This is a genomic window from Nocardia sp. NPDC004711, assembly GCF_053601595.1.
Genome location: NZ_JBSGCB010000001.1, coordinates 244,131 through 268,772, shown reverse-complemented (window position 1 = coordinate 268,772; position 24,642 = coordinate 244,131). Strand labels below are relative to the sequence as shown.

Annotated in this window: 23 protein-coding genes; 18 read left to right on the top strand and 5 right to left on the bottom strand. The window is 67.2% G+C overall.

Going from position 1 to position 24,642, the window contains the following annotated elements:
- Positions 1-12: 12 nt before the first annotated feature.
- Positions 13-978, bottom strand: coding sequence for a Zn-ribbon domain-containing OB-fold protein (locus tag ACWEKS_RS01265; RefSeq protein ID WP_452338256.1), 966 nt, complete (start codon positions 976-978; stop codon positions 13-15).
- Between the two features lie 92 nt (positions 979-1,070).
- Between ACWEKS_RS01265 and ACWEKS_RS01260 the strand changes: the two genes are divergently transcribed.
- The 4 genes from ACWEKS_RS01260 (at position 1,071) to ACWEKS_RS01245 (ending at position 6,132) form a co-directional block, all read left to right on the top strand.
- The gene (locus ACWEKS_RS01260) at positions 1,071-2,117 is read left to right on the top strand and encodes an LLM class F420-dependent oxidoreductase (protein WP_452338255.1); all 1,047 of its coding nucleotides are present in this window, start codon (positions 1,071-1,073) and stop codon (positions 2,115-2,117) included.
- A gap of 233 nt (positions 2,118-2,350) precedes the next feature.
- A complete protein-coding gene (locus tag ACWEKS_RS01255; protein ID WP_452338254.1) occupies positions 2,351-4,000 on the top strand; it encodes an acyl-CoA synthetase in 1,650 nt (549 codons plus the stop codon).
- Between the two features lie 105 nt (positions 4,001-4,105).
- Positions 4,106-5,101: a sigma-70 family RNA polymerase sigma factor gene (locus ACWEKS_RS01250; protein WP_452338253.1), complete on the top strand. Its 996-nt coding sequence runs from the start codon at positions 4,106-4,108 to the stop codon at positions 5,099-5,101.
- A 389-nt stretch (positions 5,102-5,490) separates the two neighbouring features.
- Positions 5,491-6,132: a hypothetical protein gene (locus ACWEKS_RS01245; RefSeq protein WP_452338252.1), complete on the top strand. Its 642-nt coding sequence runs from the start codon at positions 5,491-5,493 to the stop codon at positions 6,130-6,132.
- A 10-nt stretch (positions 6,133-6,142) separates the two neighbouring features.
- On the opposite strand, the gene ACWEKS_RS01240 is transcribed toward ACWEKS_RS01245, so the two are convergent.
- Together ACWEKS_RS01240 and ACWEKS_RS01235 are read right to left on the bottom strand one after the other, a co-directional pair.
- Positions 6,143-7,729 (bottom strand): acyl-CoA synthetase, encoded by a 1,587-nt coding sequence (locus ACWEKS_RS01240; protein ID WP_452338251.1) that lies wholly within the window; start codon positions 7,727-7,729, stop codon positions 6,143-6,145.
- A 69-nt stretch (positions 7,730-7,798) separates the two neighbouring features.
- A complete protein-coding gene (locus ACWEKS_RS01235; RefSeq protein WP_452338250.1) occupies positions 7,799-8,212 on the bottom strand; it encodes a VOC family protein in 414 nt (137 codons plus the stop codon).
- Positions 8,213-8,306: 94 nt separating this feature from the next.
- Here ACWEKS_RS01235 and ACWEKS_RS01230 point away from each other — a divergent pair, with 94 nt between their 5' ends.
- Both ACWEKS_RS01230 and ACWEKS_RS01225 read left to right on the top strand, forming a co-directional pair.
- The gene (locus tag ACWEKS_RS01230) at positions 8,307-9,503 is read left to right on the top strand and encodes a glycosyltransferase (protein ID WP_452338249.1); all 1,197 of its coding nucleotides are present in this window, start codon (positions 8,307-8,309) and stop codon (positions 9,501-9,503) included.
- 75 nt (positions 9,504-9,578) lie between these two features.
- Entirely contained in the window at positions 9,579-10,274 is a 696-nt protein-coding gene (locus ACWEKS_RS01225) for a maleylpyruvate isomerase family mycothiol-dependent enzyme (RefSeq protein WP_452338248.1), read from the top strand.
- 123 nt (positions 10,275-10,397) lie between these two features.
- Here the strand turns inward: ACWEKS_RS01225 and ACWEKS_RS01220 are convergent, their stop codons facing one another.
- The gene (locus tag ACWEKS_RS01220) at positions 10,398-11,525 is read right to left on the bottom strand and encodes an acyl-CoA dehydrogenase family protein (protein WP_452338247.1); all 1,128 of its coding nucleotides are present in this window, start codon (positions 11,523-11,525) and stop codon (positions 10,398-10,400) included.
- Between the two features lie 96 nt (positions 11,526-11,621).
- A complete protein-coding gene (locus ACWEKS_RS01215) occupies positions 11,622-12,815 on the bottom strand; it encodes an acyl-CoA dehydrogenase family protein (protein WP_379383118.1) in 1,194 nt (397 codons plus the stop codon).
- 153 nt (positions 12,816-12,968) lie between these two features.
- Between ACWEKS_RS01215 and ACWEKS_RS01210 the strand changes: the two genes are divergently transcribed.
- From ACWEKS_RS01210 to ACWEKS_RS01155, 12 genes are all read left to right on the top strand, one after another.
- Positions 12,969-13,157, top strand: coding sequence for a ferredoxin (locus ACWEKS_RS01210; protein ID WP_040854753.1), 189 nt, complete (start codon positions 12,969-12,971; stop codon positions 13,155-13,157).
- Between the two features lie 45 nt (positions 13,158-13,202).
- Entirely contained in the window at positions 13,203-14,105 is a 903-nt protein-coding gene (locus ACWEKS_RS01205) for a 3-oxoacyl-ACP reductase (RefSeq protein WP_364606228.1), read from the top strand.
- 323 nt (positions 14,106-14,428) lie between these two features.
- Positions 14,429-15,193, top strand: coding sequence for an MlaE family ABC transporter permease (locus ACWEKS_RS01200; protein WP_452338246.1), 765 nt, complete (start codon positions 14,429-14,431; stop codon positions 15,191-15,193).
- 4 nt (positions 15,194-15,197) lie between these two features.
- Positions 15,198-16,049 carry an MlaE family ABC transporter permease gene (locus ACWEKS_RS01195; RefSeq protein ID WP_452338245.1) on the top strand — a complete coding sequence of 284 codons (852 nt, stop codon included), beginning with the start codon at positions 15,198-15,200 and terminating at the stop codon, positions 16,047-16,049.
- Positions 16,050-16,065: 16 nt separating this feature from the next.
- Complete coding sequence (locus tag ACWEKS_RS01190) at positions 16,066-17,310, top strand: MCE family protein (RefSeq protein ID WP_452338244.1); 1,245 nt, start codon at positions 16,066-16,068, stop codon at positions 17,308-17,310.
- Positions 17,307-18,338, top strand: coding sequence for an MCE family protein (locus ACWEKS_RS01185; protein ID WP_452338243.1), 1,032 nt, complete (start codon positions 17,307-17,309; stop codon positions 18,336-18,338). The genes ACWEKS_RS01190 and ACWEKS_RS01185 overlap by 4 nt, the downstream gene beginning before the upstream one ends.
- Positions 18,335-19,396: an MCE family protein gene (locus tag ACWEKS_RS01180; RefSeq protein ID WP_452338242.1), complete on the top strand. Its 1,062-nt coding sequence runs from the start codon at positions 18,335-18,337 to the stop codon at positions 19,394-19,396. The genes ACWEKS_RS01185 and ACWEKS_RS01180 overlap by 4 nt, the downstream gene beginning before the upstream one ends.
- Entirely contained in the window at positions 19,393-20,640 is a 1,248-nt protein-coding gene (locus tag ACWEKS_RS01175; protein ID WP_452338241.1) for an MCE family protein, read from the top strand. The genes ACWEKS_RS01180 and ACWEKS_RS01175 overlap by 4 nt, the downstream gene beginning before the upstream one ends.
- Positions 20,637-21,881 carry an MCE family protein gene (locus ACWEKS_RS01170; RefSeq protein WP_452338240.1) on the top strand — a complete coding sequence of 415 codons (1,245 nt, stop codon included), beginning with the start codon at positions 20,637-20,639 and terminating at the stop codon, positions 21,879-21,881. The genes ACWEKS_RS01175 and ACWEKS_RS01170 overlap by 4 nt, the downstream gene beginning before the upstream one ends.
- Positions 21,878-23,287 carry an MCE family protein gene (locus ACWEKS_RS01165; protein WP_452338239.1) on the top strand — a complete coding sequence of 470 codons (1,410 nt, stop codon included), beginning with the start codon at positions 21,878-21,880 and terminating at the stop codon, positions 23,285-23,287. The genes ACWEKS_RS01170 and ACWEKS_RS01165 overlap by 4 nt, the downstream gene beginning before the upstream one ends.
- On the top strand, positions 23,284-24,117 hold the full coding sequence (locus tag ACWEKS_RS01160) for a hypothetical protein (protein ID WP_452338238.1): 834 nt from the start codon (positions 23,284-23,286) through the stop codon (positions 24,115-24,117). The genes ACWEKS_RS01165 and ACWEKS_RS01160 overlap by 4 nt, the downstream gene beginning before the upstream one ends.
- Positions 24,114-24,602 carry a h domain protein gene (locus ACWEKS_RS01155; protein ID WP_452338237.1) on the top strand — a complete coding sequence of 163 codons (489 nt, stop codon included), beginning with the start codon at positions 24,114-24,116 and terminating at the stop codon, positions 24,600-24,602. Before ACWEKS_RS01160 ends, ACWEKS_RS01155 begins: the two co-directional genes overlap by 4 nt.
- The last annotated feature ends 40 nt before the right edge of the window (positions 24,603-24,642 follow it).

Genomic DNA, 24,642 nt, shown 5'->3' with positions numbered 1-24,642 from the left:
TTCAGCGCCTCTCTACAGGTGGTGCGCGAAGCTGTCGTAGTCGGCGTCGGGTTCGCCGGTGGGCCGGAAGTGGTCGATATTGGCCATGGACAGGCCCCACTCCTCGCGCGGCTTCCACACCGCCTCCACTCGCATACCCATCCGGACCTCGCTCGCGTCGACGCCGAGCACCAGGTGCAGGAAGGGGATGTCGGCGCCGTCGAGCAGCACGTAGGCCGCCACGTACGGGGGCTTGAGGCGCTGGCCCATGAACGGCACGTTCACGATGCAGAAGGTGGTCACGATGCCCTTGTCGGACACCTCGACGTAGTCGTCGGTCGGCGAGCCGTCGCGCGGGTCGGCGCCGCGCGGCGGGAAGTACACCTTGCCGTCCATCCGGGCGCGGGCGCCCAGCAGGCGGCCCTCCGTGAGCGCCTTCAGGAAGACGGCCTCCTGCGGGGCGGCGGTGTGCTTGATGGAGAAGTCGACCGGGGTCACGATGCCGGTCACCGGTTCCAGGTCGCTCGCGGAATCGTCCGGGGCCGTGGAGGTCTCACCCGGTTCGAAGGCCGCGATGTCGTGGATGTCGCCGGTGCGCTCGGCGGCCCAGCGTGCCCGTACCCGCATCCCGGTGGCGATGTCGGCCGGGGAGGCCACATCCACCGCGTGCAGGATGGCGGTGTCCGCGCCGTCCAGCTTGATCAGCGCGTAGGCGAAGGGCCGGTCGAAGGGCTGGCCGGGCAGCGGCTCGGCCACCCACGACCAGGTCTGGACGGTGCCGACGTCGGACACGCCGACGAACTCCGACAGCGCCTCGCCGGTAGCCGGATCGAATTCCGCGGGCGGCACGATCACGCGCCCATCGGAACCCCGCACCCCGACGACCTTGCCGGATCGCAGTTCCGTGAGGAAGCGACCGATGATCGGACCGGTGGAGCGGGTGTAGTCGAATTGCATCCGCAGCGGTGCGGACAGTATTTCGGTGTTCCCCAGAGTCACGTGATCGAGTAGAACAGGTTCTAGTGACGGTGGCAAGAGTACGGGCTGCGGCCCTGACGACCGGCCCCGGATGTTCTAGGAAGGACATGGAAATGCGCTTTGGTTTGCAACTGGGATATTGGGGCGCGCAGCCGCCCGCCAATCACCGGGAACTGGTGCTGGCCGCGGAGGAGACCGGCTTCGACGCCATCTTCACCGCGGAGTCCTGGGGATCGGACGCCTTCACGCCCCTGGCGTGGTACGGCTCGGACACCAGCCGGGTCCGGCTGGGCACCTCCGTCGTGCAGATGTCGGCGCGCACGCCGACCGCCACCGCCATGGCCGCGCTGACCCTCGACCACCTCAGCGGCGGCCGGCACATCCTCGGGCTCGGCGTCTCGGGGCCGCAGGTGGTGGAGGGCTGGTACGGGCAGCCGTTCGCCAAGCCGCTGGCCCGCACCCGCGAGTACGTCTCGATCGTGCGGCAGGTGCTGGCCCGCGAAGGCAAGGTGACCAGTGCGGGCCCGCACTACCCGCTGCCCTACTCCGGGTCGGGCGCAACGGGATTCGGCAAGCCGCTCAAGCCCATCACCCACCCGCTGCGCGCGGACCTGCCGATCTGGCTCGGCGCGGAGGGCCCCAAGAACGTGGCACTGACCGCGGAGATCGCGGACGGCTGGCTGGCCATCTACTACACGCCGCGGCTGGCCGACATGTACAACGAATGGCTCGACGAGGGCTTCTCGCGCCCGGGCGCGCGGCGCTCGCGCGAGGACTTCGAGATCGCCGCCACCGCGCAGGTGATCCTGACCGACGACCCCAAGGCCGAACTGGATCGGCTGCGCCCGTTCATGGCGCTCTACATCGGCGGCATGGGCGCCGAGGAACTCAACTTCCACGCCGAGGTGTACCGGCGCATGGGTTATGGCGAGCAGGTGGACGAGATCACCCGGCTGTTCCGCACCGGCCGCAAGGAGGAAGCCGCGGCGGTCGTGCCCGACGAGCTGATTCTCGACACCACCATCATCGGCAACGAGGCGCAGGTGCGTGAGCAGCTGAAGGTGTGGGAGCAGGCCGGCGTCACCATGATGCTCGTGGGTGTCCGTGACGTGGCGCAGTTCGAGGCGCTGCGTCCGCTGATCGAGTCGCAGGGGCACTGAGCCGGCCGCAGGGTACTGAGTCGGTCGTAGAACTAGTTCCAGAAATCCGGCCTCGAAGAAGTGCTTCGCGGCCGGTTGGAAAGGGCGCGCCCCGGTGAGTGGGTCGCGCCCTTTCGCATCTGTTCCAATTCAGGGTAAGTCGCCGTAGGGTGTGACAGGGGGCACATCCGGTCGCTGGACCAAAGCCGAATCTGTGGCTTGTCACACACAAGAACACGTTCTATTTTGAAGCAGTGAGCTACAACATTGCGGACCTTGTCGAGCACACCATCGACCTCATGCCGGAACGTGTCGCGCTGGTTGACGACGCTCGTTCGGTGACCTACGCCGAGCTCGAGGACCGAGCCAACCGGCTGGCGCACTTCCTGCAGGATCAGGGTGTGCAGCCGGGTGACAAGGTCGGCGTGTACTCGCGCAACACCATTGAGGCCGTGGAGGCCATGGTGGCCATCTTCAAGGCGCGGGCAGTCATGATCAACGTGAACTACCGCTATGTCGAGAACGAGTTGCAGTACATCTTCGAGAACTCGGATATGGTCGCGCTCATTCACGAGCGGCGGTACAGCGACAAGGTGGCCAATGTGCTGCCGAACGTGCCGAAGATCAAGGCGGTCGTCACCGTCGAGGACGGCACCGACCTGCCGCTGCCCCCGACCGCGGTGGAATACGAAGCGGCACTGGCCGGCTCGCGCGGCGAGCGCGATTTCGGCGAGCGCTCCTCCGACGACATCATGATGATCTACACCGGCGGCACCACCGGGATGCCCAAGGGCGTCATGTGGCGGCAGGAGGACTGGTGGCGCGTCCTCGGCGGCGGCATCAACTTCTACACCGGTGAATTCATCCAGGACGAGTGGGAGCAGTCCAAGGGCGGCGCGAGCGGCAACTCGCCGATGGTGCGCTACCCGATTCCGCCGCTGATCCACGGCGGCGCGTTCACCGCGACCCTGCACAGCCTGTTCGACGGCGGCAAGGCCGTCATGCTGCCGGAGTTCAGCGGACACGGTGTGTGGCAGGCGATTCAGCGGCACGGCGTCAACATGATCTTCATTACCGGCGATGCCATGGCCCGTCCGATGCTGGACGCGCTGGCCGAGGGCAATGCGGAAACCGGTGCGGCGTACCAGCATTCGAGCCTGTGGGTGCTGGCCAGCAGCGCGGCGCTGTTCTCGCCCGCACTGAAGGACCAGTTCATCGAGAACTTCCCGAACGCGCTCATCACCGACTCCATCGGCTCCTCGGAGACCGGCTTCGGCGGTCTGGCCGTGGCGGCCAAGGGCGCCACGCACACCGGCGGACCGCGGGTGAAGATCGACGGCTCCACCAAGGTGATCGACGAGGAGGGCACCGAGGTCGCGCCCGGCTCCGGCCAGGTCGGCATGCTGGCGCGGACCGGCAACATTCCGCTCGGCTACTACAACGACCCGGTCAAGACCGCCGAAACCTTCAAGGTGTTCAACGGCGTTCGCTACTCCATCCCCGGCGACTTCGCCCGGGTGGAGGAGGACGGCACCGTCACCATGCTGGGCCGCGGCTCGGTGTCCATCAACTCCGGTGGCGAGAAGATCTACCCCGAAGAGGTCGAGGGCGCGCTCAAGGCGCACCCGGAGATCTTCGACGCGCTCGTGGTCGGCGTGCCGGACGAGCGCTGGGGCCAGCGGGTGGTCGCGGTCGTGCAGTGCCGCGGCGGCGCCCGCCCGACGCTGGAGGAGCTGCGCCCGACCCTGGTCAAGGAGATCTCCTCCTACAAGATGCCGCGCAGCCTGTGGTTCGTGGACGAGATCAAGCGCTCGCCCGCGGGCAAGCCGGACTACAAGTGGGCCAAGGCGCAGACCGAGGCCCGCGAGGCCGACCACCACGCCGAGGCCTCGAACACCAAGTAACGCAGCTCAGCTCGTGGTGTGTGCCGGTGCCCGTCTGCGGTCGCAGACGGGCACCAGCCTTTTCGCGGGTGTTTCTTGTCGGTGGGCTGTGCGACGCTGTCTGGCATGAGCGAGAAGGTGGGCGGCACCGTTTCCGACGATGTACTGCGATCTTTCGAGGGGTATCGGCGGGAGCTGTGCGCCTACGCGTATCGAATGCTCGGGTCCTCGTTCGAAGCCGAGGACGCGGTGCAGGAGACCTTCACGCGGGCGTGGAAGTCCTACGACTCCTTCGAGGGCCGGTCCAGTCTGCGGTCCTGGCTGTACAAGATCACCACCAATGTCTGTCTGGACATGCTGGACGGTCCGCAACGGCGCGCCAGACCCATGGATCTCAACGGTCCCTCGACCCCCGATTCGCAGCTGCCCCCGCCGGAGCCGGATTACGTGTGGGTGGAACCGATTCCGAACGCCCTCGCCTTCGGCGCCGACCCGGCCGAGGCCGCCAGCGCGAAGGACACGCTGCGCCTGGCCTTCGTCGCGGCGGTGCAGCATCTGCCGGCCAGTCAGCGCGCCATCCTGATCATGCGCGAGGTGCTGCGCTTCTCGGCGGGCGAGACCGCCGACATGCTCAATGTCTCCCCGGCCTCGGTGAACAGCGCGCTGCAGCGGGCCCGCGCCACCATGTCGAAGGTGCAGGAGACGGCCACGGTGTCGGACCCCTTCGACGAGAGCAACGAGCAGCAGCGCAAACTCGTCGACGATTTCGTCAAGGCCTTCGAGGCCTACGACATGGACGCCCTCACCGACCTGCTGAAAGCCGATGTGGCCCTGTCCATGCCGCCGTTCTCGCTGTGGATCTCCGGTCCCGAGAACGTGGCCGCCTTCATGCTCGGCACCGGCCACGCGTGCCGCGACTCCCGCCTGGTCCCGCTGGCCGGCGCCAACGGGCTACCCGCCTTCGGCCACTACAAGCCGGGTGACGAGCCCGGCCGCTGGATCCCGTGGTCCATCACCACTCTCGAACTCGACGGTGACCGCATCTCCGGTCTCACCTTCTTCCTCGACACCGAGAAGCTCTTCCCGCTGTTCGGCCTGCCCATGGAGCTGGGCTCGAACTAGGGCGGGCTCGTCACGGCCGTCGCCGTGCTCCGGTGGTGTTCCGCGGGCCGGTCCCGCTCCGTCCACATCTCGGACGACGGTGAACTCCGGCCCGCGGACCGGCTTGGCGCGCAACCTCCGTCGAAAGACGGAGGACATCGGTGGCCGTCGCTGATCGCCGTTGATCGGAGGCTCCGCACGAACTAGCCGGTTCCCCTACCCTCACGGTCGGCGCCACCACCGGTCAAGATCGGCGACTCACCCGTTTTGGGTGACACCCAGCGCATGCGGTCCATCCGGAACACTGATATCTCGCCGGTGCCCGGGTCGCGGACCACGGCGGTGTGTTCGTGGAACCCGTCGGCCGGGACGAAATATGCTCTCCCACAGGTGTTCACGAGAGGTGCGTGATGACGGTAGAGCTGCACGCGGACGAGCTGTGGGCGGAGAATCTGCGCCGCATGCTGGTGGGGGTGCGTCACGAGGCCGTGATGGCCATCGCCCGCCCCGTCCGCCCGGAGACCGAATACGGTTCGGAGGACACGGTTTTCCGGCAGCTGCACGCCGCCGGCAAGCAGGTCCGGCTGCTGCTGTCGGCCGCCTATGTGGGCGTGCGCGGACGGCAGTCGGTGCTGCGGCAGTTCGCGGTCGGCTCGCAGATCCGGGTTACCGACACCGACTTCTGCAATGTGCTGATCGTCGATCGCGAGCAGGCGGCGCTGTGGTCGGCCGCGCCCGGGCAGCAACCGCGCGGCCTGCTGGTGGCCGAACCGGCGCTGCTCGGCGTGGTACACCAATTCGCCGTCCGCACCTGGCATTCCGCGCGTCAGCTCCGCGATCACCTGGAGCTGGGGGAGCGCGGGCTGGACGCGGTGGCGCTCGCGGTGGTCGAGCAGCTGCACGCCGGAGCGAAGGACGAGACGGCGGCGCGGGCGCTGGGGGTGTCGCTACGCACCTACCGCCGCTATGTCGCGCAGCTGATGGCCCGCTTCGAGGTCAGCACCCGATTCCAGCTCGGGGTGCGGGTGCGTGACCTCGGGCTGTTGCGCTGACCGCACCCGGTCAGCGGGGACTGCGCATCTCTTCGGCGTGCTCGGCCGCATACCGTTTGGCGGCGGGATAGTTCGCCTTGCCGCTGGGCTGCCGCATGACCTGGTCGACCAGCCAATACCCCCGGGGCGCTTTGTATCCCGCGATCATGGTGCGCAGGTGCGCGTCGAGCTCACCGAGCGCGAGCGCGGCTCCCGGCCGCGGCTGCACCACCGCTGCCACGGCCTGTCCGAAGCGATCGTGCGGAATGCCGATCACCAGGGCGTCGAAGACCTCCGGATGGGATTTGAGAGCGGTCTCGACCTCCTCCGGGAACACCTTCTCGCCGCCGGTGTTGATGCACTCCGAGCCGCGCCCGAGCAGGGTGACGGTGCCGTCGGCCTCGTAGCGCGCGTAATCGCCCGGCGCCACATAGCGTTTGCCGTCCACCTCGGCGAAGATCGACCGCGTCTTCTCGGGATCCTTGTAATACCCGAGCGGCACGTGCCCGGTCCGCGCCATTCGACCCACCGCGCCCGGCCGGGGTTCGACGAGATTGCCGTCGTCGTCGAGCAGGGCGGCCTGTGCGCCGAACTTCACCCGCGGGCCCTGCGTGTGGTCGGAATCCTTGGTGACCACGGACAATCCGGTGCTGCCACTCTCCGAGGAGCCGATCACGTCGGTGATGAACAGGTTCGGGAAGGTGTCGAGGTACTGCTGTTTGAGCGAATGCGAGAACAGCGCGGCGTGGCTGCTGAACGCCCACAGCGACGAAACCTCGTAGTGCCCTTCGTGATACGCCTCCAGCAGCGGTTTGGCCATGGCATCACCGACCACGGTGAGCACATTGACCCGGTGCCGCTCGACTACCCGCCACACCTCGTGCGCATCGAACTGTGGCACGAAGACCACGGTGCCACCGGAGTTCAGGGCGATGAATGCCGCCCACTGCGCGGCGCCGTGGATGAGAGGCGAGAGCGGGGCCATGACGATTCCGGTCGGCGCGGACTTCGCAGAGGCGGCCAATTCCCATTCGTCCGAGACATATTCGCCGGTCATATAGTTGATGCCCCCGCCGAGCGTCCGCCAGACGTCCTCGTGCCGCCACATCACGCCCTTGGGCATGCCGGTGGTGCCGCCGGTGTAGAGGATGTACAGGTCCTCGCCGCTGCGCGGACCGAAATCGCGGTCCGGGGACTGCGCGGCCAGCGCCGCGTCGTAGTCGGGTCCGATCGCGAGCACCTCGGTCACGGACGGCACCGCAGCCTGGACCTCGGCGACGATGGCACTGTACTGCGCCTCGTGGACAAGGGCCTGCAGATCCGCGTTCTCGACGATGTAGCGCACCTCGTCGGCCACATAGCGGTAGTTGACGCACACCGACACCGCCCGCAGTTTGTAGGTCGCGAGCATCGTTTCCAGGGCCTCGGCCGAATTGCGTGCGTACACGCCGACGTGATCGCCCGCGCCGATGCCGCGGGCGGCCAGGTGGTGCGCGAGCCGGTTGGCCCGCTCGTCCAGTTCGCGATAGGTGAATTGCCGGTCGGCGCAGATCAGGGAGATCCGGTCCGGAACCGCGTCGACGGCGTGCTCGAACAGGTCTGCAACGTTGAAAGCCATGGGTTCACCCTGGTTGGCACCCGGGTGAACCGACACTTCATCGGATGGCAGGAAGCTGCCGATCGGCGGTCAGGAGGGGTAGGCCATGTGGAAGGGCTCCCACTGGTGGCCGTCGAGGTCGAGGAAGGTGCGGCTGTACATGCCCACCTCGGCTTCCTGGGCGTGGCGGTCGGGGCTGAGTTCTTCGGTGCCGCCGGCCTGGAGGGCCGCTTCGACGAGGCTGTCCACTTCGTGGGGGCTGGACAGGGCCAGGGCGTAGACGCCGTTGACGGTGCCGCGAGTGTCGCCGAGGGGGCGGGTGCCGAAGGTGGTGAAGAAGTCGCGGGTCAGCAGCATGACGCAGATGTTGTCGTCGACCACGATGCAGGCGGCATTGCCGTCGGTGAAGTCCTGGTTCACCTTCCAGCCCACGGCCTCGTAGAAGCGCTTGGACCGGTCCAGGTCGGCGACGGGCAGATTGATGAAGATCATCTTGCTCGGCATGGCGGGTCGATCCCTCTCATTCGATGTACTGATGGGGACGAAGCGGGTGCGGAAAACTCATCGGTCGTGCAAGAGTGACTGGGGGAGGTGCCCGATGACTCACAGCTACCTGGTCGCCCTCACCGGAAGCGGCGGAACGGTTCCACCGGAGCTGGGTGTGGTGCGGCGTCTGGTGCGGCGTGGCCATCGGGTGACGGTGCTGGCGGAGGAATCGCTCACCGGCGCGGTGACGGCCACCGGCGCACGGCTGCGCCTGCGCGCGGGGGCCGGATTCGCCCGCGACACCGCCGACGAAATCGATGCCGAGCGACCCGATCTGGTGCTGGCCTCCTTCTTCGCCTTCGGGGCCATGGTCGCGGCGCAGGCCTGTGAGGTGCCCTTCTCGGTGCTCATCCCCGGCATCTACCCGCTGCCGGTGGAGGGTGGCCCGCCGCCGGGTTCCGGCTTCGGCCAGGCGCACGGGCCACTGGGCCGGTTGCGCGACCGGGTGGTGGGCTCGCTGGTGCAGCGACGCTGGGACGAGGAACTGCTCCCGAAGCTCAATGTCCTGCGCGCGGATTTCGGGCTGGAGCGGCTGGCCCACTATCAGGATCAGGCGCGGCTGGCGCGCCGGCAGCTGGTGTTGTCCAGTGCGGCGTTCGACTTCCCGGGGCAGGGGCCCGACGGGGTGCGCTGGGTCGGCCCGATCCTCGACGAGCCGGATTGGGTCGAGGGCGCCACGTGGACGCAGACCGACGGCGGCGACCCGCTCGTCCTGGTCGCGCTGTCCACCACCTTTCAACGCCAAACCGATTGCCTGCAGCGCATTTCCGACGCCCTGGGCCAGCTCCCGGTGCGCGGCGTCATCACCACCGGCCCCGCCGTCGACCCGGACGAACTGCGCGCCCCGCCGAACGTGACGGTGCTGCGCTCGGCCGGGCACCGCGAAATCATGCGGCATGCCAGCCTGGTCGTCACCCACGGCGGCCACGGCACCCTGATGAAGTCCTTCGCCGCCGACCTCCCGGTCGTGGTCCTGCCGCACGGCCGCGACAATGCCGACAATGCCGCGCGCGTCCGCGCCCACCATGCCGGAATCACGGTGCCGCGCACCGCGACCCCGCAGCGCATCGCTCGCGGGATCCGCCACGTCCTGCGCACCCCGGCCCACTACCGGGCCGCGGCCGAACTGGGCCGCGCCATCCGCGACGACGCGCGCGGCGAGGCCCTGCTGTACGAACTGGAACCGTCGACGGATCATCACGACCCGGTGGGTGAGCGCATCTCCTCCGTCCGTGAAGTCGAATCCTGATGTTCGGCCGGATTTCGTGTTCGACCGGCCGCATATGGCTGGCAGGCCGAGTTTTCGCTGGTTAGCGTGGGCCGCATGGATTTCGTGGCCATTTTGCGCGAGAAATTGAGCGAGCTCGGAGAGCTGATCACGCCGGGGGCCGATCTGGCCGCACCGGTTCCCAGCTGCGGGGATTGGACCTTCTACGACCTGGTCGACCATGTCGGCCAAGGCAATCTGTGGGTGGTCACCGGTATCCGGGAGGGCCGCGGCGACTACCGGGGCGAACCCGCTCCGAAGGATCCCGTCGAGCTGCGGGCCTGGTACGACGCGACGGTGCAGGCCCTGCTCGAGGCGGTGGCGGTCGCCCCGGAGACCCCGGCCTGGACCTTCACCAAGCTGCTGCCGCGCACGGTCGGGTTCTGGCAGCGCCGCCGCGCCCAGGAGACCCTCATGCACGTGTGGGACGGCAAGAACGCGCTCGGCATCGCGGAGGAATTCGATCCGGCGCAGGCCGCCGACGGCATCGCGGAGGTCTTCGAACTGTTCGCGCCGCGCATGATTCAGCGTGGGCTGACGAGCGAGCCCGAGGTGGCGGTCAGGGTCCGCGCCACCGATACCGGCGAGAGCTGGACCTACGGCCCGGGCACCCCGGTCGCCGAAATCTCCGGCACCGCTTCGGATCTGCTGCTGGCGCTCTGGCAGCGCAAGCCCGCCAAGGACGCGGGCCTGACCTGGCAGGGCAACTGGGCGGCGGGGGAGCGGGTGCTCGCCGGTCCGCTGGTGCCGTAAACCGTTCCCGGACAAAGAAAAACGACGAGGTGGTGGCCGGTATGGGAGCCACCGCCTCGCCGTCGGCCGCAGTGCAGGGTTCGGCCGAGTCTCCGGGAGTTGGTACCGAGTCTCCGAGAGTTGTTACTGCGCAGCGTCGGTCAGCAGCGACCCGAGTGCGCGCAGGTGGTCGGTGGCGCCGCCGAGGGCGAACTCGTTGTGCTTGGCGGCGGTGAAGTACTGGTTCACGATGTGGTCGCGGTCGATACCGACGCCACCGTGCACGTGCACCACGGTGTGGGCGACGCGGTGGCCCGCCTCGGCGGCCCAGAACTTGGCGGTGTGGACCTCGGCCGCGGCGGGCAGGCCCTCGGCGAGTCGCCAGGCCGCCTGCTGCACGGCCAGGCGCACGCCCTGGACGTCGATGTAGGCGTCGGCCAGGCGCTGGGCCACGGCCTGGAAGCTGCCGATCTTGCGATTGAACTGCTCGCGCTCGCGGGCGTAGTCGGCGACCAGTTCCAGGCCCTTCTCGACCACGCCGAGCTGGGTGGCGGCCAGGCCGAGCCAGGCGCGCTCCAGCAGCCAGGTCAGGATCTCGGCGCCCTGGTCGACGGTGCCCACCAGTTCGGCGGGGGTGCCGGCGAATTCGACCTCGGCCTCGGGGGAGCGGTCGGTGACGATCTGGTCCTCGACGCGCACCGAGGCGTGCGACGGGTCGACCAGGAAGACCGCCGGGGAGCCGTCGACGCTGGCGGACACCAGGATGCGCGCCGCCTGGCGGGCGAAGGGCACCGTGGTCTTGAGACCGGTCAGCTGCCAGCCGTCGCCCGCCATCGCGGTGGTGACGGGGCTGGTGGGCTCCCAGTTGCGCTCCTCGCTCAGCGCGGCGGTGAGGATGATCTCGCCCCGCGCGGCCTGGGCGGCCAGCTCGCGCTGGGCCGCGGAGCCGAACTGCGCGAGCGCGCCGGCGCCGAGCACGATCGACCACAGGTACGGCACGGGCGCGACGGACTTGCCGATCTCGCGCAGGATGGCGGTCTGCTCCAGCACACCGAAGTCGCTGCCGCCCACCGTCTCCGGCAGGGCCGCGGCCAGCACGCCGGTCTCGGCGAGCGAGCTCCACAGCGATTCGTCGAAGCGCACGGTCGGGTTGCCCGACGCGTCGGTGTTGCGGTCGAGCTCACGCAGCCGGTCGGCGGTGACCAGCTTGCCGGTGACCTCGGCGGTGAGGCGGGCGAGATCCTGCTGCGCCTCGGTGAGGGTGAAATCCATGATGGTTACCTTGGTTTCGCGCGATGTGAGCGTCAGGCCCGGAGGAGGCGGCTTGCGTAACCACGGAGGGCCCGCTCACATCGCTATCGGACACAGCTAGCGCGCGGCGGCGGGCTGCTTGAGGGCGGTCATGGCGATGATGTCGCGCTGCACCTCGTTGGTGCCGCCGCCGAAGGTGAGGATCAGGCAGGCGCGGTGCATGCGCTCCAGGCGACCCCGCAGCTGCGAGCCCGCCGAGTCCTGGCGCAGGTAGGCCTGCGGGCCGAGGATCTCCATCAGCGCGCGGTAGGACTCGGTGGCCAGCTCGGTGCCGTACACCTTGGTGGCCGAGGCGTCCCACGGGCGCGGGGCGGCGTCGCCGCCGGCGTCGGCGCGCGAGGCGATCTCCCAGTTGGTCAGCTTCAGGTACTCGACCTTGGCGTGGATGCGGGCCAGGCTGATCTGCACCCATTCCTGGTCGATGACCCGGGCGCCATTGGCGGTCTTGGTGTTGCGCGCCCACTCGGTCACTTGCGCGACGGCCAGGGCCAGCGGCGCGGACGAGGTCAGCGCGACCCGCTCGTGGTTGAGCTGGTTGGTGACCAGCGCCCAGCCGCCGTTCTCCGGGCCCACCATGTCGGAGTGCTTGACCCGCACGTCCTGGTAGTAGGTGGCGCTGGTGTCCGGCCCGGCCATGGTGTGCACCGGCGTCCAGGAGAAGCCCTCTGCCGTGGTCGGCATGATGAACATCGAGATGCCCTTGTGCTTCTTGGCGTTCGGGTCGGTGCGGGCGGCGAGCCACACGTAGTCGGCGTAGGCGATGAGGGAGGTCCACATCTTCTGGCCGTTGATGATCCAGTCGTCGCCGTCGCGGACCGCGGAGGTGCGCAGCGAGGCCAGGTCGGTGCCGGCGCCCGGCTCGGAGTAGCCGATGGCGAAGTGCAGCCGGCCGGCGGCGATCTTGGGCAGGAAGAACTTCTTCTGCTCCTCGGTGCCGTAGTGCATGATCGTCGGCGCCACCGAGTTGATGGTCAGGAACGGCACCGGGGCGCCGGCGATGGCGGCCTCGTCGGTGAAGATCAGCTGATCCATGGTGGAGCGGTCCTGGCCGCCGTACTCCTTGGGCCAGCCGAGGGCGAGCCAGCCGTCGCGGCCCATCTCCTCGACCACCTCGCGGTAGACATTGCCCTCGCCGTACTCTCCGGTCTGCGCCGAAAGCGCTTGCCGCCGTTCGGGAGTGATGAGGCGGGTGAAATAGTCACGCAGCTCGGCACGCAGCTGTTCCTGTTGCGGCGTGTAGGCGATACGCATAGCAGTACCTCTAGCCTTCGTTTCTCGGTTCAGCCGATCATCGCACGCAAGTGAAACATGTTCCAGTATTCGTTCCGGTTAGGGCTACTTTGCTGTTCTGACCACCGGTCCGCTTGTTAGGCTCGGGAAGAACCTGTGGTTAAGGAGAGAACTATGAAGGTGATCGTCGATTTCGATCAGTGCGAAGCCAACGGAATCTGTGTCGGAATCGCCCCTGACGTCTTCGATCTCGATGACGACGACAACCTGCACGTCAACGAGGCCGAGGTCACCGAGGCCAACCGTCGCGATATCGAGTCCGCCGTGGCCCAGTGCCCCAAGGCGGCATTGAAGCTGGTCTGAGCGCACGCTTGCCCGTCGGGTGGAACACGTTCTAGAGTCGGCCCGGTGAGCGATTCTGATGTAAGTCTTTCGGGCCGGGTTGCCATCGTCACCGGCGCGGGCGCCGGTCTGGGCCGGGCCGAAGCCCTCGAGCTGGCCCGGGCCGGCGCGTCGGTCATCGTCAACGACCTTGCCGAGAACGACGCGGTGAGCGCAACCCTCGCCGACATCCGAGCGCTGGGCGTCAAGGCGGAGTTCGTGGGCGGCAGTATTGCCGAGCGCGCGACGGCCGACGCATTGATCCGCACCGCCGAGGAGACCTTCGGCGGGCTGGACATCGTGGTGAACAATGCCGGGATCACCCGGGACAAGATGTTGTTCAACATGTCCGATGAGGATTTCGACGCGGTCGTCGCGGTCCACCTGCGCGGGCATTTCCTTTTGACCCGCAATGCGGCCGCCTTCTGGCGTGGCAAGTACAAGGAGACGGGTGCTCCCGTTTATGGGCGCATCATCAACACCTCCTCGGAGGCCGGTCTGCTCGGCCCGGCCGGGCAGGCGAATTACGGTGCGGCCAAGGCCGGCATCACCGCGCTGACACTCTCGGCCGCGCGGGCGCTGGAGTCGGTCGGCGTGCGCGCCAACGCCATCGCGCCGCGAGCGCGGACGGCCATGACCGAGAAGGTCTTCTCCGCGGCTCCCGACCAGGGTCCGGACCCGCTCTCGCCCGATCACGTCGCGCGGCTGGTGGCCTACCTGGCCTCGCCGGCGGCCGAGGCGATCAGCGGTCAGCTGTTCGTCGTCTACGGCCCGATGGTGGCCCTGATGGCGGCTCCGGTGGTGGAGCAGCGCTTCGACGCCGAGGGCGAGTGGACCCGCGAGGGCCTGGCCGCGACCCTGGGCGGCTATTTCTCCGAACGCGGTTCGGACGCTACGTTTTCCGCCTCCTCGCTGAAGGATCTGGGCTGAGACTGGCCTCGGTGTCCCCGTCCGGGGGTCGTGGGTTCCTGAAGACACGGCCCGGCCCCCGGCGGCTGCGGTTGATCACGAGATCGATCGTTGGTAAGAAAAGGGACAACTCTGTGTGTCGCCTCACAATGCGGCATACCTGTGGTGGTTAGGCTGACGTGAACCTGTTCTCAAAACTGGACGCAAGTTCAGAAAGATTGCCTGTTCAAACCGTCGAAACCTTCCCGAACCGTATGAGAACGTGTTCTAATCTTCGAGCGGGACCGAGATCACATTCAGATCTCGGTTGCTATAGCTAGGCAGGGGCAGGAGGAATAGCGGGAATGAATGAAGTCCTTGCCGTACCGCTGCGGGCGGTCGGAGGGTTCTTCGAACTCGCCGGTGCTGTCGCTCGCGCCGCGGTACGGCCCCCGTTCCAGCGACGGGAATTCATCGATCAGTCCTGGTTCATCGCCAGGGTGTCCATGTTCCCCACCTTGATGGTGGCGATTCCATTCACCGTCCTGGTGAGTTTCACCCTCAATATCCTGCTCCGGGAGATCGGCGCCGCCGACCTGTCCGGCGCGGGCGCGGCGTTCGGCACCATCACCCAGATCGGCCCGATGGTCACGGTGCTCATCGTGGCCGGCGCGGGCGCGACCGCCATCTGCGCGGATCTGGGCGCGCGCACCATTCGCGAAGAGATCGACGCCATGAAGGTGCTCGGCATCGATCCGGTTCAGCGCCTTGTGGTTCCGCGTGTGCTGGCCTCCATGCTGGTCGCCCTCCTGCTCAACGGTCTGGTGTCGGCCATCGGCATCCTGGGCGGGTTCCTGTTCTCGGTCTTCCTGCAGGGCGTGAACCCCGGCGCGTTCGTCAACGGGCTCACCCTGCTGACCCACCTCCCGGAGCTCGTCCTCTCCGAGATCAAGGCCATGCTGTTCGGACTCGTCGCCGGACTGGTCGCCTGTTACCTGGGCCTGAACGTGAAGGGCGGTCCCAAGAGCGTCGGCGACGCCGTCAACCAGACCGTCGTCTTCGCCTTCATGGCGTTGTTCGTGATTAACGTCGTGGTCACCGCCGCGGGCATCAAGTTCACGGCGCGGTGATCAGATGGCTTTCGTGATCCAAAGTCGTTTCCCGAAGGTAGCCAACCGTTTTCGGCGCTTCTCCGCGGCCCTCGACTCGATCGGCAAGCACGCGGTCTTCTACGCGCGCTCGATCGGCTCGGTCCCCAAGGCCCTGGTGCACTACCGGACCGAGACCATTCGCCTGATCGCCGAGATCTCCATGGGCACAGGCGCGCTGGCCGTGATCGGCGGCACCGTCGTGATCGTCGGCTTCCTGACGCTGGCGGCCGGCAGCACCATCGCCGTGCAGGGCTACAGCTCGCTCGGCAATATCGGCGTCGAGGCGCTGACCGGCTTCTTCGCCGCCTTCATCAACGTTCGCATTGCGGCGCCGGTGATCTCGGGCATCGGCCTGGCGGCGACGCTGGGGGCCGGTACCACGGCACAATTGGGGGCCATGCGCGTCTCCGAAGAGATCGACGCCCTGGAGGTGATGGCCATCCGGCCCGTCCCCTTCCTGGTGGGCACCCGCATGCTGGCGGGCATCATCGCCATCATCCCGTTGTACTCGCTGGCGGTCATCGCGTCGTTCATCGCCTCGCGCTTCTCGACCGTCGTGATCTACGGCCAGTCGGCCGGTGTGTACGACCACTACTTCTCGACCTTCCTCATCCCCAGCGACATCCTCTGGTCCTTCGCCCAGGCGATCTTCATGGCCATGGCCGTCATGCTGATCCACACCTACTACGGCTACAACGCCGCGGGCGGACCGGTCGGTGTCGGTGTGGCGGTAGGCAATGCGGTGCGGGCCTCGCTGATCGCGGTCGTCATGGTGACGCTGCTGATGTCGCTGGCCATCTACGGCACCTCCGGCAATTTCCATCTCTCCGGGTAGGGGCGGGACACACGACATGGTCCAACAGCAAGGCGGCGTGGTGAACCCGATCGGTTCACCGTTCGTCCAGAAACCGAAGCCCAAGCCCTACCTCGAACAGGGGTGGGTCATCCGGCTCGCCGGGGCCGGCCTGGTGCTCACCATCGTGGCGGCGGTGGCGATCTGCCTGGTCGCCTTCGCGGGCGGCTTCGACAACACGGTCAAGGTCACCATCGCCTCCCCGCGCGCGGGCCTGGTCATGGACAAGGACGCCAAGGTGAAGATCCGCGGCGTCGAGATCGGCCGGGTCTCCAAGATCACCGACGGCCCGGACGGCGCCCGCATCGATCTCGCGGTCGATCCGGACAAGCTGAAGATGGTGCCCGCCAACGCTTCCGTCGACATCAACTCGACTACGGTGTTCGGCGCCAAGTACGTCAACTTCATCGAACCGCAGAACCCCTCCACCGATTCCCTCGAGCCGGGTGCGGTGGTGCAGGCCGGTGCGGTGACGGTCGAATTCAACACGCTCTTCCAGCATTTGAACGATCTGCTGGCGAAGGTGCAGCCGGAGAAGCTGAATGCCACGCTGACCGCGCTGGGCACCGCCCTGCAGGGCCGCGGCGACAAGCTGGGCCAGCTCATGGTGAACAGTGACGACGTGCTCAAGAGCCTCAATCCGAGCCTGCCCGACCTGCAGCGCGATCTGCAGACCTCGGTCGGCGTCACCAACCTGTACGCCGATGTCGCGCCGGATCTGTTGCGCACCACCGGAAACGCGGCGACCACCGGCGGCACCATCGTCGACGAGAAGGACAACTTCGACAAGGTGCTGCTGAACCTGGTGGGCCTGGCCAACGACACCGGCGGCGTGCTCTCCGACAATGAGAAGGCCCTGGTGGACACCCTCGGTGTGCTGCGCCCGACCACCGAACTGCTCAACGAGTACAACCCGGCCCTGTACTGCCTGGTCGTCGGTGCGGCCAACGCACTGCCGGACGGCAACCGCATCTTCGGTGGTGACGGCCCGTACGTGACGCTGAACGCCGGCTTCATGGGTGGCGGCACGCCGTACTCGTACCCGAAGGATCTGCCGAAGGTGAATGCCACCGGTGGCCCGCACTGCGAGAACATTCTCGATCGGGTGCCGGGCAGCCACTCCAACTTCCTCGTCACCGACACCTCCGAAGGTGAGGTGTGGACGCCGCCGACGAGCACCAGCCTCAACGGTCCGCGGGTGTTCCAGCTGCTGTTCGGCGATGTTCCGGGGGTGGGCAAGTGAAGTTCAAACCGCATGGCACCACGGTGAAGCTGAGTATCTTCGCCCTGATCATGGTGCTGGTGCTGGCCGCGCTCGGGGTGGTCTTCAGCGAGGTGCGCTTCTCCCGCGCGACCGGCTACCACGCGATCTTCGCCAGCTCGTCCGGAATGCTGCCGGGCGCGAAGGTGCGCATCGCCGGTGTTCCGGTGGGCTCGGTGAGCCGCGTCTACGTGGGCAAGGACCATCTGGCACACGTCGACTTCGACCTCGACCGTCAGTACCGGATCTACTCCGGCACCCAGGCCGCGGTGCGCTACGAGGACCTCGTCGGCAACCGCTACCTGGAACTGATGGACGGCCCGGGCACGGCGCAATCGCTGGGCAAGGGCGCCACCATCCCGATCGGCCAGACCAAGCCCGCATTGGACCTGGACTTGCTGCTCGGCGGCTTCAAACCGCTGCTGCGCGGCCTGAATCCGGACCAGGTGAACGATCTGACCGGTGCGCTGCTGCAGGTGTTCCAGGGTCAGGGCGGCACGCTGGTGTCGCTGCTCAACAGCGGCGGCTCCTTCACCAAGACCCTCGCCGATCGGGATGCCCTGATCGGCAGCGTGATCGAGAATCTGAAGACGGTGCTCGGCACCATCGATCAGAACAACGCGGACTTCCAGACCACGCTGACCGAATTGCAGCGGCTGGTCAGCGGGCTCGCGGCGGACAAGGATCCGATCGGTGACGCCCTGCCCCGATTGGCCGGGGCGACAGGCGGTCTCCAGGATCTGCTGATGCAGACCCGCCCGGATCTCAAGGCGGACTTCCAGCAGCTCGGCACGCTGTCGCAGAATCTCGACGACCGGAGCGACGACGTCAACTACGTCCTGAACCTGCTGCCCGAGACCTACAAGAAGCTGATCCGGATCGGCTCCTACGGCTCGTTCCTGAATATGTTCGTCTGTGGCGCGGCCCTGATCGTGGACGCCCCCGGCGGCGGCACCACACGGATCACCCTGCCGGGCGGTCAGAACACCGGAAGGTGCGCGGCAAATTGAACCAACAACGCTCACCGCTGATCAATATCGGCGTCGTCGGCATCGTGCTGGTGGTTTCGATCTGCTTGACCGCCTTGCAGTTCGACCGGCTGCCGTTCATCCGCTCGGGCGCGCAGTTCAGCGCCTACTTCGCCGATGCCGGCGGGCTGCTGCCCGGCGACCAGGTGCAGGTGGCCGGCGTGAAGTCCGGCAAGGTCGAGTCGGTGAAACTGGACGGCGCGAAGGTCAAGGTCCGGTTCAGCCTCGACGAGGCGATCGTGCTCGGCACCAAGACCACCGCCGCCATCAAGACCAACACCGTGTTGGGGCGCAAGTCGCTCGAGGTGGTGCCGACCGGTGACGGCGCGCTACGTGAGGATCAGACGATCCCGTTGGAGCGCACCACTTCTCCGTACTCGCTCACCGACGCCCTCGGCGATCTGGCGACCGACGTGAAGGGCATGGACACCGACCAGGTCAACAAGACCCTGGACACCCTGTCCGAAGCCTTCAGCGACACCCCGGGACCGCTGCGCTCGGCGCTGGACGGCGTCACCGCGCTCTCCCGCAGCCTGAACGCTCGCGACAAGGCGCTCACCGATCTGCTCTCGCATGCCCAGAACGTCACCAAGGTGCTGGGCGACCGTGCGCTGCAGATCAATTCGCTGCTGGTCGACGGCAATACCCTGCTCGGCGAGCTGGACGCCCGCCGCTCGGCACTGAGCCAGCTCATCGTCTACATCAACGGCCTGGCGCAGCAGCTGACCGGCTTCGTCACCGACAACGAGGCCCAGCTGAAACCGACGCTGGACAAGCTGAATTCGGTGCTGGCGCTGCTGATCAAGAACAAGGAAAACATCGGCAAGGCGGTCGACGAGCTCGGCCCGTTCGAGGCCGCGCTCGGTGAGCAGGTCGGCTCCGGACCGTACTTCCAGGCCTACCTGTCCAATGGCGCGAGCCCGGCCCTGCAGATTCTGGTCGACTCCATGGTCTGGCCGCAGCATCTGCCCGACTCGCTGCAGAACATGCTCAACGGCGCCTTCCAAGTTCAGACCAACCCCCAGGAGCCGCCGCGATGAACGCCATTCGCAAGCTGCCGCGGTGGACCAAGCTCACGGCCCTGGCCGTGGTGGTCGTGCTGGCCGGGTGGCTGGTATACGGACTCGTCTCCGATATCGGCAAGAAGCACATCACCGCGTACTTCCCCTCGACCAACGGCCTCTACGCCGGTGACGAGATCCGGGTGCTCGGCGTGAAGGTCGGCCGCATCGATTCCATCGATCCCGGCAAGGACCGGGTGACCGTGAAGATGACGGTCGACCGCGGTGTCGACGTTCCTTCCGACGCCAAGGCCGTCATCATCTCGCCGTCGCTGGTGTCGGCGCGCTTCATCCAGCTCGCGCCCGCCTACACCGGCGGCGCGAAGATGGGCGACGGCGCGTCGATTCCCGTGGAGCGCACCGCCGTTCCGGTGGAATGGGACGACATCAAGGCCGAGCTGACCAAGCTGTCCACCGCCCTCGGCCCGATCGGCGAGGACAAGCAGGGCTCCTTCGGCCGGGCCATCAATACCGCCGCCGACAACCTCGGCAATGGCAATGCCCAGGCCTTCCGCGACACCCTGAAAGAGCTGTCCAGCACGCTGAGCACGCTCTCCGACGGCCGCACCGACCTGTTCGGCACCATCCAGAACCTGCAGAAGTTCGTCGATGTGCTGTCCAAGTCCAACGATCAGATCGTGCAGTTCGGCGGCCGGTTGGCCTCGGTCTCCTCGGTGCTCGCCAATGTTTCGACCGATCTCGGTTCCGGCTTGGACAATCTCGACTCGGCCATCGGCGATGTGAAGCGGTTCCTGGACGAGCGCGGCGGCGCACTGACCGAGAGCGTGCAGAAGCTGGCCGACGCCACCCAGATCCTCGCGGACAAGAAGCCGGAACTGGAACGTATCATGCACTCCGCCCCGACCGCGCTGGCGAACTTCTACCAGCTCTACAAGCCCGCGCAGGGCACGATAACCGGCGCCCTGGGCGCACCGAACTTCGCGAACCCGACCGCATTCCTGTGCGGTGGCGTCGAGGCCGACCCGGTCAACGATTCCCAGCACAGCGCCGAGCTGTGCAAGCAGTACCTGGCGCCCGTCATCCAGTCGCTGATGATGAATTATCCTCCGCTGCTGGTGAATCCGGCGACCGAGCAGAACGCGTTCCCGAATCAGCTCACCTACAGCACGCCGGACCTGGCCAACCGGGCCCCCGCGGCCGACGGTGCGCCGGTCGCCTCGCCCAAGTCCCTCGCCGATCTGCTGACTGGAGGTGGACGATGACCAGTCGCCGACGAATTCGCCTGGCGGGCACGGCAATCAGCCTGGTCGCGCTGTTCGGTGTGGGCGGTTGCTCCTGGGACGGCCTGAACTCGGTGTCCATGCCGGGTGCGCCCGGCACCGGTGCGGGCGCCTGGCACGTGCGCGTCCAGATGCCGAATGTGACCACACTGACCCGTAATTCGCCGGTCATGGTGAACGACGTGGCGGTGGGCTCGGTCACCGGGATCGAGGTCGAGAACTGGCACGCCCTGGTCACCCTCTCCCTGGACAAGGGAGTCACGTTGCCCGCCAACGCCATCGCGCGCATCGGGCAGACCAGTCTGCTGGGCTCCAACCACGTGGAGCTGGCCGCACCGGCCGATCAGCCGGCGCAAGGCCGTTTGCAGGACGGGGACCTGATCCCGCTCGACCGCGCCGCGGCCTACCCGACCACCGAGCAGACGCTGTCCTCACTGTCGGTGGTGCTCAACGGCGGTGGCATCTCCCAGGTGGAGACGATCACCAAGGAACTCGACGCCACCTTCAAGAACCGCACCGATTCGATCCGGGATCTGTTGCCGCAGTTGAATCAGCTGACCACCACCCTGGACAAGCAGACGGCCGACATCATCGCCGCCATGAGCGGGCTGGACCGGTTCGCCGGGGTGTTCGCGCAGCAGAAGGACGATGTCACCAAGGCCATCACTCAGATCCACCCGGCGCTGACCGTGCTCGCCGACCGCCGCGAGAACATCACCAAAGCCATTACGGCACTGGGTGGTTTGAGCGACACCGTGCAGAAGGTCATCGATCAGGGCGGCGACAACCTCAAGGCGGACCTGTCCAACCTGGAGCCCGCGCTGCAGTCGCTGGCCTCGACCGGCGGCAAACTCGCCGAATCGCTGCAGTGGCTGCTGTCGTTCCCGTTCCCGATCAAGAACATCGACAAGGTCATCAAGGGCGACTACATGAACCTGTTCATGACCGTCGACCTCACCGGCGCCCGGCTGGACTCGAACTTCCTCACCGGCACGCCGCTGGGCGGCAGCCTGGGCGGCGCCCAGGCCACCCTCGGCACCGGGATCACCGGAGCGAAGACCCCGCAGGGCATCGGCGACCCGCTCACCGATCCGTTGAAGACCGCGCCACAGCCGACCACGCCGCCGCCGACCCCGAGTATCGCCGGGCTGCCGCCGATTCCAGGTCTGCCGGCCATTCCGGGCCTGACCGTGCCCGCACAGCAAGGGGGTGACGGGAAGTGAAGCTCACCAAGTTCGTCAAGGTGCAGCTGGCCATCTTCTCGGTGCTGACCGTGATCGGCCTGACCGTCATGGGCGGCGACTACGTGAAGCTCCCGGCCATGCTGGGTATCGGAAGGTACGGCGTCACCGTGCAATTGGCCGCGACCGGCGGCCTGTACCCGACCGCCAACGTGGCCTACCGCGGCACCAATATCGGCAAGGTGGAGGACGTCAAACTCACCTCGGCCGGTGTGGACGCCAAGCTCTCCATCGACAGCGACTACAAGATCCCGTCCGATGTGACCGCCTACGTGAAGAGCGTGTCGGCCATCGGTGAGCAGTTCGTGGATCTGGTTCCGGCCGATAATCCCAAGGGCGGCAACCTGCACGACGGTTCGGTCATCCCGGTGGAGCAGACCAAGCTGCCGCAGGACGTCGGCGCCATGCTCGACCAGGCCGACCGGCTGCTGTCCACCGTCGCGGATACCAAGCTGCAAGAGGTCATCAACGACGCCTTCGTGGCCTTCAACGGCGCGGGGCCGGATCTGCAGCGCTTCATCGATTCGGCGTCGCTGCTGGTGCAGTCGGCCAAGGACAACACCGACGCCACCAAGGATCTGCTGGACAAGATCGGCCCGCTGCTGGACACCCAGAACCAGACCTCGGACGATGTCCGGGCCTGGACCAGGGATCTCGCCGCCGTCACCGACCAACTGCGCGAACATGATCCGTCGCTGAAGGCGATCCTGCAGAAGACGCCGTCCACGCTGGACAAGGTCAACTCGACCTTCCAGGACCTGAAGCCGACCCTGCCGATCATGCTCGCCAATATGCTCAGCGTCGGCCAGGTCGGGCTCACTTATCACGCCGGGCTCGAGCAGGTCCTGGTCATCTATCCGCCGCTGCTGTCGGGACTGCTGACCGCCATTCGCGGGCCCGTGCAGTACGGCGCCATGGTCGACTTCATGCTCGGCCTGAACGACCCGCCGGGTTGCACCACCGGCTTCCTGCCGGCGTCGGAGCGACGCTCGCCCGCCGATACCTCGCAGATCGAAACCCCGAGCAACATGTACTGCAAGGTGCCGCAGAACGCCAAGGAGGCCGTGCGCGGTATCCGCAACACCCCGTGTGTGGATGTGCCGGGCAAGCGCGCGCCGACCCCCGAGCTCTGCCACGATCCCAACGGCTACCAGCCCGAGGGCGACAACCCGCCGTTCGGTCCGCCGAACAAGGTGGACAACAATGGGCAGCCGCTGGACAAGCTGCTCGGCGACCAGAGCGCACCCTTCATCGCACACGAGGATCCGGGCACCGGTACCTTCGTCGGACCTGATGGTCACGTGTACCGTCGGGGAGACGTCAATGCAGATGGTTCCACCAGGGTGCCGTCGAGCTGGCAACAGCTGCTTCAGGAGCCAACGCCATGAGCGAAACCCCAGCAAATCGAACCCGCACCCGGCGACGCGTCGTGCGGCAGGCGGGCCCGCCCGTCGAGGATGATCGCGCGGGCATCGAGGTCCAGCAGACCTCGGTCGCCGCGATGAGCCCGGAAACGGCAGCGGCCGTGGCGTCGAGCCCGGCCGCCGAGCCGGAGCCGGCGGTCGCGGATGTCGAGGCGGTCGCGGACACCGCGTCCGCCGCCGCCGAATCCGTCACCGCCGAGCCGGAATTCGTGGTCGCGGTGGTCGAGGACGCGAAGCCGGCCGTCGACGCGCCGGCCGAATCCGCAGGCGGCGAACCGAAGTCGAGTTTCCAGCGGGCGCGGGCCTCGCTCGGCTGGGCGGGCTCGATCGCCGCGGTGGTCGCCCTGTTCTCCACGCTGGTGCTGATCGGTTCGGGCGGCCTCTTCTACTACCACCAACAGCATGCCGACGACCTGAGCGCGCGGCGCGCCGAATACATCCAGGTCGCCAAGCAGGCGTACCTGGACATGGTCACCGTCAAGGCCGACACCGCCGGGCCCGACCTGGACCGGCTGTTCGCGGTAGCGGGCGGCGGCCTCAAGGACGACCTCGCCGCCAATAAAGACAGCTACAAGAAGGTCTTCGAGCAGATGAAGGTGCAGTCCTCCGGCAAGATCATCTCCGCCGCCATCGAGAGCGACAGCGCCGATTCGGCCAAGGTGCTGCTGCTGGCCCAGCAGACCGTGTCCAATGCCGCGTCCAACGGTCCGATGCAGAAGGACTACCGCTTCCGAGTGACCGTGAACCGCAGCGGCGGCACCGTGACCGCCTCGTCGTGGGAGCTGGTGCTGTGAAGATCAATGCCCGTTCCATCATGATCGCCGTCGCCGGCGTGCTCCTCGTCGCCGCCGTGACGGTGGGATCGCTCGTCGCCGACCGCTTCTGGTCCGACCGTACCGCTGAACGAAACCGCACTTCCGCAGCCGCTTTCGCACAGGACACGGTCGAGGACCTCTTCACCTACAACTACGATTCCGCCGAAAAGGAACTGCCGAAGGTCGCCGACCGGCTGTCGGGCGCCTACCGCGATTCCTACATGAAGGTGATCAACGAGCAGGCCATCCCCGCGGCCAAGGAGAAGAAGCTCAACGTCCAGACCATCGTGCAGGCGACCGGCGTGATCGACTCCACCCGCGACGGCGCGACCGTGCTGGTGATCGCGGATCAGCGCTTCTCGAGCGCGGATTCGGCACAGGAGACGCTCGCCAGCGACCGTCTGCAGGTGCAACTCTCGAAGAAGGACGGCCACTGGCTGGTCTCCGACATCAAGACGGTCTGAGCCACCGACACCGGCGGAAGCGCGGAACCTCTGTGCATCA

Coding starts and splice junctions, on each gene's coding strand:
- ACWEKS_RS01195 (WP_452338245.1), top strand. CDS start 15,198: ATGGCTTTCGTGATCCAAAGTCGTTTCCCGAAGGTAGCCAACCGTTTT.
- ACWEKS_RS01220 (WP_452338247.1), bottom strand. CDS start 11,525: ATGGATTTCACCCTCACCGAGGCGCAGCAGGATCTCGCCCGCCTCACC.
- ACWEKS_RS01175 (WP_452338241.1), top strand. CDS start 19,393: ATGAACGCCATTCGCAAGCTGCCGCGGTGGACCAAGCTCACGGCCCTG.
- ACWEKS_RS01170 (WP_452338240.1), top strand. CDS start 20,637: ATGACCAGTCGCCGACGAATTCGCCTGGCGGGCACGGCAATCAGCCTG.
- ACWEKS_RS01250 (WP_452338253.1), top strand. CDS start 4,106: ATGAGCGAGAAGGTGGGCGGCACCGTTTCCGACGATGTACTGCGATCT.
- ACWEKS_RS01210 (WP_040854753.1), top strand. CDS start 12,969: ATGAAGGTGATCGTCGATTTCGATCAGTGCGAAGCCAACGGAATCTGT.
- ACWEKS_RS01190 (WP_452338244.1), top strand. CDS start 16,066: ATGGTCCAACAGCAAGGCGGCGTGGTGAACCCGATCGGTTCACCGTTC.
- ACWEKS_RS01200 (WP_452338246.1), top strand. CDS start 14,429: ATGAATGAAGTCCTTGCCGTACCGCTGCGGGCGGTCGGAGGGTTCTTC.
- ACWEKS_RS01260 (WP_452338255.1), top strand. CDS start 1,071: ATGCGCTTTGGTTTGCAACTGGGATATTGGGGCGCGCAGCCGCCCGCC.
- ACWEKS_RS01230 (WP_452338249.1), top strand. CDS start 8,307: ATGACTCACAGCTACCTGGTCGCCCTCACCGGAAGCGGCGGAACGGTT.
- ACWEKS_RS01235 (WP_452338250.1), bottom strand. CDS start 8,212: ATGCCGAGCAAGATGATCTTCATCAATCTGCCCGTCGCCGACCTGGAC.
- ACWEKS_RS01160 (WP_452338238.1), top strand. CDS start 23,284: ATGAGCGAAACCCCAGCAAATCGAACCCGCACCCGGCGACGCGTCGTG.
- ACWEKS_RS01245 (WP_452338252.1), top strand. CDS start 5,491: ATGACGGTAGAGCTGCACGCGGACGAGCTGTGGGCGGAGAATCTGCGC.
- ACWEKS_RS01240 (WP_452338251.1), bottom strand. CDS start 7,729: ATGGCTTTCAACGTTGCAGACCTGTTCGAGCACGCCGTCGACGCGGTT.
- ACWEKS_RS01215 (WP_379383118.1), bottom strand. CDS start 12,815: ATGCGTATCGCCTACACGCCGCAACAGGAACAGCTGCGTGCCGAGCTG.
- ACWEKS_RS01225 (WP_452338248.1), top strand. CDS start 9,579: ATGGATTTCGTGGCCATTTTGCGCGAGAAATTGAGCGAGCTCGGAGAG.